This window comes from Rhodococcus sp. KRD162, from assembly GCF_017168335.1.
Lineage (GTDB): Bacteria > Actinomycetota > Actinomycetes > Mycobacteriales > Mycobacteriaceae > Rhodococcoides.
In genome coordinates this window covers 1-11,512 of the sequence record NZ_JABFAU010000012.1, presented here as the reverse complement: position 1 = coordinate 11,512, position 11,512 = coordinate 1, and the positions used below count along the sequence as shown (strand labels likewise).

The window sequence follows — 11,512 nt, the reverse complement described above, 5'->3', positions numbered from 1 at the left end:
GCCTCTCACATCCGGAAGACGCCGTAGGAGACCGGCTCGAGTGGCGCGTTGGCGCACGCCGACAGTGCCAGCGCCAGAACGTGCCTGGTGTCGGCCGGGTCGATGATGCCGTCGTCCCACAGCCGGGCCGTCGAATAGTAGGGGTTGCCCTGGCTCTCGTACTGATCGCGGATCGGGTCCTTGAACGACTCCTGGTCCTCGTCGCTCCACGGCTGCCCCGCAGCGTCGAGTTGGTCGCTACGCACCGTGGCGAGCACCGATGCTGCCTGCTCGCCGCCCATCACCGAGATACGGGCGTTGGGCCACATGAACAGAAAGCGCGGCGAGTAGGCCCTGCCGCACATCGAGTAGTTGCCCGCGCCGTAGGAACCGCCGATGACGACGGTGATCTTGGGGACGCGCGCGCACGCCACTGCCGTGACCATTTTCGCGCCGTGCTTGGCGATGCCACCGGCCTCGTAGTCGCGACCGACCATGAAGCCGGTGATGTTCTGCAGGAACACCAGCGGGATGCTGCGTTTGTCGCACAGTTCGATGAAATGTGCGCCCTTCATGGCAGATTCGGCGAACAAAACACCGTTGTTGGCGATGATCCCGACGGGGTGGCCGTGGAGGTGGGCGAAGCCGGTGACGAGTGTCTTGCCGTATTCGGCCTTGAACTCGTCGAACTCGCCTGCATCGACTATCCGGGTGATCACCTCGCGCACGTCGTACGGGGTGCGAGGGTCGGTGGGCACGACGTCGTAGATCTCGGACTGGTCGGCGATGGGCGCTCGGGTGGTGGCGACATCCCACGGCCGTGGGGTGCGAGGCCCGAGGGTGGAGACGATGCGGCGCACGCGCTGCAGGGCGTCTCGATCGTCGTCCGCCAGATGGTCGGTCACGCCGGAGATCTTCGAGTGCAGATCGCCGCCGCCGAGTTCTTCGGCGGTGACGACCTCTCCGGTGGCGGCCTTCACCAGCGGCGGGCCGCCGAGGAAGATGGTGCCCTGGTTCTTGACGATGATTGCCTCGTCGCTCATTGCCGGCACGTAGGCGCCGCCCGCGGTGCACGAGCCCATGACCGCGGCGATCTGCGCAATACCCTTGGCGCTCATGGTCGCTTGGTTGAAGAAGATGCGACCGAAGTGATCGCGGTCGGGAAACACCTCGTCCTGACGCGGGAGGAAGGCGCCGCCGGAGTCGACCAGATAGATGCACGGCAGCGTGTTCTGCAGGGCGATTTCCTGAGCCCGGAGATGCTTCTTGACCGTCATCGGGTAGTAGGTGCCGCCCTTGACCGTGGCGTCGTTGGCGATGATCACACACTCGCGGCCCGAGACCCGGCCGATGCCGGCAATGACGCCGGCACCGGGGCATTCGTCGTCGTAGAGACCGTTGGCGGCCAAGGGTGCAATCTCGAGGAACGGGCTACCGGGATCGAGCAACTCGTCGACGCGGTCGCGGGGAAGTAGCTTGCCGCGGGCGATGTGCCGTTCGCGAGACTTCGCGCTACCGCCTAGGGCGGCGGCAGCGAGCCGGTCGGCAAGTTCGCCGATGAGAAGCTCGTGATCTGCACGATTGGCAGCAGTATCGATCGCCATGAGATGCACGCCTTAGGGGGTCGGACGCCGGTGTCACCCGAGTTCAGTTAATGATTGATAACTGACACGATAGTAAACTACGATTAACTGAGTGTCCAGGGTCGAGGGGGTGCAGGAGTTGGAAGCCAAGCCGGTCACCGTGCGTGAACAACGCAAGGCGCAGCGTCGACAGCAGTTGCTCGACGCCGCTGCGACATTGTTCGCAGAACGCGGGTTCGCCTCGGTGCGGCTAGAGGATCTGGGCGCGGCCGTCGGCGTCAGCGGTCCGGCCGTCTATCGCCACTTCCCGAACAAGGACGCGGTGCTCGTGGAACTGATGGTCGGGATCTCGGAGTATCTCCTCGACGGCGGTCGCGAGGTCGTCGGATCCGCAGCGGTGGATGCGCATACGGTGCATGCCCTGGTTGATTTCCATCTCGACTTCGCCTTCGAGACTCCGGCATTCATTCGCATTCAAGATCGCGATCTGCAGAGTCTGCCCGAGGCGGCGCAGCGCAAGGTGCGCCGAATGCAACGCGAGTACGTGGAACTATGGGTCCAGGTGCTCTGTGCCGTCGATTCGGAACTGACCGAGTCCGATGCCCGCACGACAGCGCACGCGGTATTCGGGCTGATCAACTCCACCCCGTACAGCGCCGGGCGCAGTCCGTCACGAAGTGCTCGTCCGGTGCTGCGGGCAATGGCGCTGGGGGCGTTGGGTTTCTCCTCGTGAACCACTGACCTGAGTGTCCACAATTCGCCTCGCCGGTCGACTCGCCGTCTGCACCTGCCTCGTTGTCTGCTTCGGCGTGATCGTGTACTACGAAGTGGCGCGCACCCACGAACGTGGAGGCGCAGTCGACCGAAACACAGGAGCGCAGATGAAGACACGTCGTCGAACAGGTGCCCTCGTCGTCGCCGCACTCGCGTCGTGCTCGATCTTGCTCGCCGCCCCAGCGGGGGCTGCACCTGCGATCACACACGAACTCGGCGACGTCGTCTCCACTCGCGACCTGCCACCGGAACTGTGGATTCCAGGCTCGTCCGCCGCCACCGTGCTCACCTACGTCACCACCGACACCTTCGGTGACAAGGCGCTCAGCACCGGCACCGTCTTTCTCCCCCAGGGCACTGCGCCGGAGGGAGGTTGGCCGGTGGTCTCGTGGGCACACGGTACGTCCGGGTTGGACGACTCGTGCGCACCGTCGGTCGTGGGACCAGCCCTGCCCGAGCGAGATCTGCCGTATCTCGCGAACTGGATCGCGCAGGGATTCGCCGTCGTGGCCAGTGACTACGCCGGCCTCGGCACGCCCGGATTGCAGGCATATCTCGACGGCCGGACCACAGCGCACAACGTCGTCGACATGGTCAAGGCAGGCCGCAATTACTCCCCGGAGCTGGCGAAATCCTGGGTGGCAGTGGGACAGTCGCAGGGCGGCGGCGCGGCGATCTACACCGCTCGCTACGCGACGGAATTCGGCGGACCGGATCTGGACTATCGCGGCGCCGTCGGAACCGGAACTCCCGCATACATCGAGAAGCTCATCTCGATCGGCGGGCCGGGTGTACCACCGGTCGTGCTGCCTGCCGGGTTGACCTCCTACGTCGCGTACATCATTGCTGCGCTTCGCTATTCGCATCCGGAGCTGGGGTTGGACAGTATCCTGACCCCCATCGGGCAGAAGTATGCGGCGCGTGCCGAGACGACCTGCGTCGCTGATTTCGAGGCCGAACTCGACGGCGTGGCGGTCGGCGATTTCTTCACCGCACCGCTGACCAGCCTGCCGAACTTCACTGCTGTGCTCGACGACTACATGGCGATGCCCGAGGCCGGTTTCGACAAGCCTTTCTTCATGGGCCACGGTCTGCGAGACATCGATGTTCCGTTCCCGACCACCGCGGCCTACGTCGCCAGACTCACCGCGAACGGCCAGCCGGTGACGTTCCGCACCTATGATGCCGACCACAGCGGAGCGCTCGTCGCGTCGGTGGCCGACACCATCCCATTCGTCGAGAAGCTGCTGCGCTAGCCCACTGGACGCGCGCTGGGTAGTCCGTATGCGCGGGCGGTGAACTTCTCGAGCACGGTACGCGGCAGCAATCTCTGGGCGAGGAAAACGGCGGGCGCATTGCTGCCGACGGCGTAGATCGGGAGGGTCTTACTGTCCTCGACCGCCTTCAATACCGTCTTGGCGACGGTCTCGGCCGAAATGCCCTGCGCTTCTTTGGCGTCGAGTGTGGCGATCACCGTGGTGAAATCGCGACGGTAGGGGGAGTGCGGGCCGCAGTACTTGGTGCGACGAGCCGAGAGGCCGGTGTCGATCGAGCCGGGTTCGACGGTGGTGACGTCGATGCCGAACGGCTTCAGTTCGTATCGGGCAGCTGTCGAGAACCCTTTGATCGCTGCCTTCGTCGCGGCATAGGACGAACGATATGCCAGTGGAAAGCTGGCCAGCATCGAGCCGATATTGATGATCTTGCCTCGACGGCGTTCCCGCATTCCCGGCAGCACGGCCTGCGTGAGCTCGACTGCACCGAACACGTTGAGCTGGAACAGTCGGGTAATCGCCTCGATGGGCAGTTCTTCGATCGGCCCGCACTGACTTTCGCCTGCGTTGTTGATCAGCACATCGACTTCCACGTCGTCGAGCTCGTCGACGAACGCGCGAATCGACGCCGGATCGGTCAGATCGAGATCTCGGTACTCGACCCCGGGGATCGGGTCGGTCACCGTGGAACGGCTGCGACTCGTTCCGATGACGTGATAGCCGTGAGCGAGCAGCAATTCGGCCACGGCCCGGCCGATACCGGATGTGGCACCGGTGACAAGTGCGGTGTTCATCTACGCCTCTTCGTTCGTGTGTTTACGGTCTTCGGGGCAGTGTGTGGAGCCGTGCGCGTCGGTCGGTCGATGCGCCGGAGCGTCGTGCTCGGAACCCGGGTGTGCAAGGCCGGTACCGACCTGCCTGACGCCATGACGGTGCGGTCCGGCCGCACGATCGCCGCCACCGCCCGGCCACGTCGCAGCCACAGGCCGAGTTCGGAGGATGCCGCGACCTCGACGATGCAGGCGCCGCGGCGATCGACCTCGCGCCGTTGTTCGACGGTCAGCGGCGTGGTCGAGAGGAACAGGAACTGTCCCGGCGCGACACTGTCGATGCGAGTTCCGTTGTCCAGAATGCTGTTCGGGCACATTCCCCCGACTAGCGAGCCGATCGTGGTGATGGATCGCTGGACGAAGTCCGAACGCGTGAGTGCCGGAGTGGCGCTGTCGGACACCTTGGACCCGACCACCGGGAGACGACCGAGCGCAGGTGCGAGGTTGCTCCGCATGATCGCGGTCAGTCTGCTGCCTCCCGTCATCGCCCAACCCATCGCGATGGCCATCCGAATCATGTTTTTGGCGTGCGTCTTTCGCTCGATCTCGTAGCTGTCGAGCGAGGAATCGGAAACATGGCCGTCGAGGGCGCCGACGATCTTCCAGACGAGATTGCACGCGTCACGCAGGCCCGCACCCATGCCCTGTCCGATGAACGGTGGAGTCAGGTGCGCCGCGTCGCCGAGGAGGAACACACGTCGGTCCCGCCAGGAACTCGCGACCTGTGCTCGAAATGTGTACTCGGCGGCGCGAATCAATTCCATGTCCGGCTCGCCGGCAGAGCGCAACCAGGGTGCGATCAGCGGCCGGATGGCCCCGAGGTCCTCGAACTCGTCGAGCGTCTCGCCGTCGAGGAGGCGAAATTCCCAACGGTAGCGACTGCGGCCGATCCGCATGTACGTGGCGGATCGCTCCGAGTCGCACACCTGGTGGACGCCGTCCCACTGGTCGAGGTCTGCGTCGGTCGCGATATCGATCACCAACCATCGTTGCGCGAAACCGAGATCCTCCATCTTCGACCCGATGGACCGGCGCACGATGCTGTTGGCACCGTCGCAACCCAGCACGTAGTCCGCAGTCACCCAATGGGGGGTTCCGTCCTCGGTGGAGGTGTACCGCACCCGGACAGAATCTTTCAGGTTCTGCACATCGGTGATCTCGCAACCGCCGCGCATCTCGATCGTGTCGTACCGGGAGATGTGTGTGCGCATGAGTCGCTCGAGGTCCGGCTGGTCGAACATGTTCGCCTGGGGATAGCCGTGTGGTCTGTCGTCGGGATCTCGCTCGAACTCGGCCAGGGTTCTCAGATCCTTTGCGCACAAACGCAAACCGCGCCCCGGACGTGAGATGGCGGCGAAGTCCTCTGCCACACCGATGTCGTGAAGAACTCGATACACCTCGTCGTCGAGATGTACTGCGCGGGGCTGCGGATAGACCTCGTCCCAACGATCGAGCACCAAGCAGGGGACGCCGTACTGCGCCAGTAGCAGAGCGGCTGTCATGCCCGTGGGACCGGATCCGACAATCACCACCCGATGGTGTGCACCGTCGGACGTGCGTGCGGTCATCGGTAGGAGACCCGAGTGCGTTGGACCCCCAGATCGAGGGCACCGTCGGGAGTCGAACAGGCCAATTCGAGCACGTCACCGTCCTGCAGAAACGCGGGATTGTTGGCCTGCTTCTTGAAGAACACCTTCCATTTGACCGACGGCGGAACCAGCGCGCCGATCATTTCGATCGGCTTGGCCGGGGCCTTCAGCGCGGTGCCGCCCGGTGTGCCGGTGAGCAGCAGGTCGCCCGGGTCGATCCGCTGGAACTTGCTCAGCGCCGCGAGCGACTCGACCGGCCGATAGATCATGTCCTCGACCGTACTGTCCTGTCGCACATCACCGTTGACACGCAGAGTGAGAGTCAGCTCGCCGAACCGGTCGAACTCACCGGGTTCGAGCAGCACCAGTCGTGGTCCGACGGGCGTGAACGTGGGATATGACTTACCCTCGTAGAATTGAGTTTTCGGCAACTGGACATCGCGGGCCGAGACATCATTGGTGATCACGAGCCCGGCGACGCACTCGGCCACAGTGCCCGCATCGATCTTCGTGCCGACGGTCAGGGTCTTCCCGAACACCAAACCGATCTCGATCTCGTAGTCGAGAAGTTGCACGTGTGGCGGCTTGACGACATCGTCGGTGGGGCCGCTGATCGAACCCGAGGTCTTCCGGAAGAACGTCAGCGGCACCGTCTCGGGGTTCATACCCGAATCCTTGACGTGTGAGACGTAATTGGTCATGTTCGCCATCACGCGGCACGGTGCTGTGACGGGGGAGACGAGCGAGAGTGTCTCCACGGCAACGACATCGGTGCCTGCGCGCGCGGCGTCCACGGCGGTGCGATCGGCGAGGAGTTCGGCAGTGGTGGTTGCCGAAGTGTCGATGCGTGACGCTCCGGCCGGGGTCTCGACCCACCAGGCGTCGGCGGTGCGTAATACGGCGATGCTCATGAGGAAGCTACTTTCATCAGGCCGCGAAGGCGTTCGGTGTCGAATTCGTTGTCGTTGCGTAGCGAGGAGAGGATCGATTTCAGCTCGTGCAGAGAGGCTCTGCTCGGCGCAATTCCGAGAAAGTCCTTGGACGCGGGCGGGCCCCACTGCGCGAGGCCCGACGCAGTCATCGGTGCCCATCCAGGTTCGAGGGAACTGTCGAACATGTCGCCGTCGCTGAAATGCTCTACCAGGAACCCGTCGGGATCACGCCAGTAGTCGAAGAGCTGGCTGCCCTGGATGTGCCTGCCGATGCCCCACGAATGCTTGTAGCCGCGCTCGGTGAGGAATTCGCCGCCGGCGGCGATGGCATCGAGATCGGTCACCTGATAAGCCGAGTGCACGTACCGATCCGACGGGCCGAGAGTCATGGCGAGCGTGTGATGATCGGACGGGATGCTGCCGCGATCGCAGCGGATGAAGCTCATCACCGGGCCTCGATCGCGTTGCCCGTCGTAGTAGAGGAAATCGCTGACGATCAGTCCCAGGTGATGCAGGTACCAGTTCAGGTTCTCCAGGTAGTCCACTCGCTGCAGCACCACATGCCCGAGTCGTTGTATCAGTGCAGGCTGATGTGGTGGACGCTGAGTGGCATTGATCCGGTTGCGTGGATCACCGAAGTTGTAGGTGTGTGCGTCCTGGCCCGGAAGTTCGGGATGTTCGGTGTATCCGGAGACGATCTGAACAGGCTGCCCGCTCGGATCGGTCAGCGTGACGGCGATGCCGCCCAAAGTGTCCGGCAGTCGGTGCACGTGCTGGTCGGTGGCCTCGGCGAGCCGGACGACGTCGGCATCCTCGGCAGCTGCGAACGCTGCACCGACGAAACGGGTTCGCTTTCCGCGTCGGATGATCACGCACGGTGAGCCGATGTGCGTGCCGCGAAGGTGGATTTCCTCGGACGTGCGCAGTGAGACGGTGAATCCGAACGCCACGGCGAATGCCTCGGCCTTGGCCAGGTCGGGTTTGCGGAACTCGAGCCAGGCGATGTCGCGCACCTTGATGATCGGGTCGGTGGCCTTCCCCGGGTGTTCGCCCGGAAGCGCACCCTGATCCACGTGCATGTTCTTGTGGCCGTCGACCTCGTGTCCCATCAGCCCTCCTCGTTGTTGACTATATCGTCATCTATGACTGCAGCGTCAGTCAAGGGCGTTGACAAATTCGTCAGCTGTGAGGAAAGGTCAGTGGGTAGACCAGCGTAGACAGAGATAGGCACCATGATGGAGACCCAGAATCGCCTCGAGCGGCGCAAGGCGCGCACCCGTAATGCGCTGATTGCCGCGGCGCAAGGCCTCATCGCTCGGGGCGAGCTGAATGCACCGATCGCGGAGATCACCCAGGCTGCCGATGTCGGGATGGGTTCCTTCTACAACCACTTCGCCAGTCGCGATCAGTTGTTTCAGGCTGCGGTCGACGGTGCTCTGGAGCGGCTCGGAAACTATCTGGATTCGCTCACCGACGCTGCGGCCGATCCAACGGAGACATTCACTCGATCGTTCCGTATCTCCGGCCGACTCTTCCGTCTGCAACCGGAGATGAGCCGAGTGCTCATTCATTCCGGACCCGAGCTGGTCACTTCGCAGCATGGTCTCGGCCCCCGTGCGGCGAGAGACATCCATGCCGGAGTCAAAGCAGGATACTTCCGAGTCCAGGACATTCAACTCTCGCTCACCCTCGTGGCGGGTGCGCTCCTCGGCCTGGGCAAGCTGCTACTCGAGCAACCCGATCGCGACGACGCCGAGTCCGTGGACCGGATGGCGTACACCGTGCTGCTTGCACTGGGAATGTCCGACAGCGACGCCCAGGACCTGTGCTCGCGGCCGCTGCCGCCGATGAGCGACATCCCGAGTGTGGGGGACGAGAGCGCGTAGCCCGAGCCGAACGGGGGTGAGTACTCCTCGAAACCGGAGGCGCGGTGCCCCGACTGCGGGGTGATCGACCGTCTCGACGCGTACGGCCCGCATCGACCAGAGCGGGGCAACTATCGTCGTTCCGATGGCTGGTAATGCGCGCGATCCCGGAGTCTCGGTTGCTGCGCGGCTGCTGGCGTTGCTCGGTGTGTTCGACGAGAAGGTGCCTGCCTTGACGTTGACCCAACTGGCCGACGGTGCGGGACTGCCCATCGCCACCGCCCATCGACTGGTTCGCGAACTGGTCGCCTGGGGTGCGTTGGTTCGCGCCGAGGACGGTCGGTACATGGTGGGCCGCCGACTGTGGAAGCTGGGATTGTTGGCACCGGATCAGTCCGATCTGCGCACTGTTGCGTCGCCTTTTCTGCACGACATCTACGGTGCGACGCTCGCAACGGTCCATCTCGCGATCCGGGACGGCGACGAGGTGCTCTATCTCGATCGGTTGGCCGGGCACGCTTCGGTGCCTGCGGTCAGCCGCGTCGGTGCTCGCCTGCCATTGCATGCCACCGGAGTCGGAAAGGTGCTGTTGGCGTACGCGCCGCGGGAGGTGCACGATCGGGTCCTGCGATCTCTGACTCGTATCACCCCGTACACGGTGACCCATCCGGGGAAGTTGGAGAACGAACTTCGTCGGGTCCACCGTGAGGGGTATGCGCAGACCGTCGAGGAGATGACCCTCGGGGCGTGTTCGGTGGCCGTTCCGATCCGTGGTGGCGACGCACATGTGTTGGCCGCCTTGGGAATAGTGGTGCCGAGCTTCGGCCGCGATCGAACCAGACTGGTGGCAGCGCTCCAGGTTGCCGCCCAGGGGATCGAGCGGTCACTTCGTAAGGGCAGTTTTCACTGAGTGGAAACGCACTCTTGCTCGGTCACCACTCGCGCGATCTACTCGACTCATGCGTACACAGGTCGCCATCAGCGGTGCAGGGCCCGCGGGCTTGCTGCTCTCACATCTACTAGGCGAGCAGGGCATCGACACCATCGTGATCGAATCACGCACACAGGACTACGTGCTCTCGCGAATCCGCGCCGGAATTCTCGAACACTCCACTGTTCGATTGCTCGACGAACACGGGCTCGGTCAGCGGCTGCATCGCGAGGGCCACGAGCACCGCGGGATCTATCTCCAGTGGCCGCACGAGCGACACCACATCGACTTTCGCAGCCTCGTGGACCGCAGCGTATGGGTCTACGGCCAAACCGAGGTCACCAAGGATCTCGTGGCGGCGCGCGAGCGCGCCGGCCAGCAGTTCTACTACGGCGTGTCCGACACCGCGCTGCACGACGTCGAATCCGACGCGCCGTACGTCACCTTCACCGACGCGTCGGGAACCCCGACGCGCATCGACGCCGCCGTGATCGCCGGGTGCGACGGGTCCTTCGGGCCGAGCCGGGCTGCCATGCCCGATGCCGTCCGTAACACCTGGGAGCGGGTCTATCCGTACTCCTGGCTGGGCGTGCTTGCCGACGTTGCACCCTCGACGGACGAGTTGATCTACGCCTGGCACCAGGACGGATTCGCGATGCATTCGATGCGATCGTCGACGGTCAGCCGGCTGTATCTGCAAGTTCCCAACAACACCGATATCGGGGCCTGGTCCGACGACCGAATCTGGGATGCGTTGGCGGTCAGGCTCGGTCACGGCCAGGACGGCTGGGAGCTGCGTCCGGGACCGATCACCGACAAGAGTGTGTTGCCGATGCGCAGCTATGTGCAAACCCCGATGCGGCACGGCAATCTCTTTCTCGCAGGAGATGCCGCGCATATCGTTCCGCCCACGGGCGCGAAGGGCCTCAACCTCGCGGTTGCCGACGTCGCACTCCTGGCGCCGGCGTTGACGCAACTGTTGCAGGGGAAGCGAACCGAGTTGGCGGAGCACTACAGCGACACCGCTCTGCGCCGCGTGTGGCGCTGTACTCACTTCTCCTGGTGGATGACGACCATGCTGCACACAGGAGCCGACCCCTTCGATGCGCAACTGCAGCTCTCGCAACTGAAATGGGTGGCATCGAGTGAAGCGGGTGCGATGGGGTTGGCGGAGAACTACGCCGGTTTGCCCATCGGATTCTGACCCGTGCACCGCCCGCTCTCGCCGTCGGCCACGAAATGCGCTCACAAGGCATTCACGGTTTGGAGTTCGGTCGAATCTCTCGGCAGCCCACGGCCGCCGCACTAGTGTGAGCCCATGCGTATAGACGAGTATCGGAAGTACGACGGACTCGGCCTGGCCGAACTGGTCTCCGAAGGAGAGGTCACTCCGCGTGAGTTGCTCGACTGCGCCCTGACGCGCGCCGCGGCGATCGATCCGTCGCTCAACTCCATTGTCCGTCTCATGCCGGAGCAGGCCGACGCGCGTGTGATGGACACGCTCGACGGCCCGTTCGCGGGCGTGCCGTTTCTGATCAAGGATCTTTCGCAGGACTACGCGGGGCTCCCCACTGCGAGCGGTTCCCGATCTTTGACGCAGCTGCCGATGCCCGAGCACGCCACGGTGGTGCAACGCTGGCTCGACGCAGGCCTGGTCATCTTCGGCAAGACCAACACCCCGGAGTTCGGTGCCAAGGGAATCACCGAGCCGACGGTGTTCGGGCCTGCCCGAAACCCGTGGGACCGCAGTAGAAC

At 64.2% G+C, this 11,512-nt stretch carries 11 protein-coding genes; 6 read left to right on the top strand and 5 right to left on the bottom strand.

Annotation, left to right across the window (positions count from 1 at the left end; all coding sequences use genetic code 11):
* Window positions 1–5 precede the first annotated feature (5 nt).
* Complete coding sequence (locus J1M87_RS16975; RefSeq protein WP_206490685.1) at window positions 6–1,583, bottom strand: carboxyl transferase domain-containing protein; 1,578 nt, start codon at window positions 1,581–1,583, stop codon at window positions 6–8.
* Window positions 1,584–1,674: 91 nt separating this feature from the next.
* Between J1M87_RS16975 and J1M87_RS16970 the strand changes: the two genes are divergently transcribed.
* Both J1M87_RS16970 and J1M87_RS16965 read left to right on the top strand, forming a co-directional pair.
* Entirely contained in the window at window positions 1,675–2,295 is a 621-nt protein-coding gene (locus tag J1M87_RS16970; RefSeq protein ID WP_206490684.1) for a TetR/AcrR family transcriptional regulator, read from the top strand.
* 148 nt (window positions 2,296–2,443) lie between these two features.
* A complete protein-coding gene (locus J1M87_RS16965; RefSeq protein WP_206490703.1) occupies window positions 2,444–3,592 on the top strand; it encodes a S9 family peptidase in 1,149 nt (382 codons plus the stop codon).
* Here the strand turns inward: J1M87_RS16965 and J1M87_RS16960 are convergent.
* From J1M87_RS16960 to J1M87_RS16945, 4 genes are read right to left on the bottom strand one after another with little or no spacing between them, the layout of a single operon-like run.
* Window positions 3,589–4,404, bottom strand: coding sequence for an SDR family oxidoreductase (locus tag J1M87_RS16960; protein WP_206490683.1), 816 nt, complete (start codon window positions 4,402–4,404; stop codon window positions 3,589–3,591). The genes J1M87_RS16965 and J1M87_RS16960 overlap by 4 nt on opposite strands.
* The gene (locus J1M87_RS16955; RefSeq protein ID WP_206490682.1) at window positions 4,401–6,008 is read right to left on the bottom strand and encodes a bifunctional 3-(3-hydroxy-phenyl)propionate/3-hydroxycinnamic acid hydroxylase; all 1,608 of its coding nucleotides are present in this window, start codon (window positions 6,006–6,008) and stop codon (window positions 4,401–4,403) included. The genes J1M87_RS16960 and J1M87_RS16955 overlap by 4 nt, the downstream gene beginning before the upstream one ends.
* Window positions 6,005–6,940 carry a fumarylacetoacetate hydrolase family protein gene (locus tag J1M87_RS16950; RefSeq protein WP_206490681.1) on the bottom strand — a complete coding sequence of 312 codons (936 nt, stop codon included), beginning with the start codon at window positions 6,938–6,940 and terminating at the stop codon, window positions 6,005–6,007. The genes J1M87_RS16955 and J1M87_RS16950 overlap by 4 nt, the downstream gene beginning before the upstream one ends.
* Window positions 6,937–8,070, bottom strand: coding sequence for a VOC family protein (locus tag J1M87_RS16945; protein ID WP_206490680.1), 1,134 nt, complete (start codon window positions 8,068–8,070; stop codon window positions 6,937–6,939). Before J1M87_RS16945 ends, J1M87_RS16950 begins: the two co-directional genes overlap by 4 nt.
* Before the next feature lie 123 nt (window positions 8,071–8,193).
* Between J1M87_RS16945 and J1M87_RS16940 the strand changes: the two genes are divergently transcribed.
* The 4 genes from J1M87_RS16940 to J1M87_RS16925 all read left to right on the top strand — a co-directional run.
* Entirely contained in the window at window positions 8,194–8,847 is a 654-nt protein-coding gene (locus J1M87_RS16940; RefSeq protein ID WP_206490679.1) for a TetR/AcrR family transcriptional regulator, read from the top strand.
* A 124-nt stretch (window positions 8,848–8,971) separates the two neighbouring features.
* Window positions 8,972–9,736: an IclR family transcriptional regulator gene (locus J1M87_RS16935; protein ID WP_206490678.1), complete on the top strand. Its 765-nt coding sequence runs from the start codon at window positions 8,972–8,974 to the stop codon at window positions 9,734–9,736.
* Between the two features lie 49 nt (window positions 9,737–9,785).
* Window positions 9,786–10,961, top strand: coding sequence for a 4-hydroxybenzoate 3-monooxygenase (locus J1M87_RS16930; RefSeq protein ID WP_206490677.1), 1,176 nt, complete (start codon window positions 9,786–9,788; stop codon window positions 10,959–10,961).
* A gap of 114 nt (window positions 10,962–11,075) precedes the next feature.
* On the top strand, window positions 11,076–11,512 hold a 437-nt coding region (locus J1M87_RS16925), incomplete at its 3' end, for an amidase (RefSeq protein ID WP_206490676.1).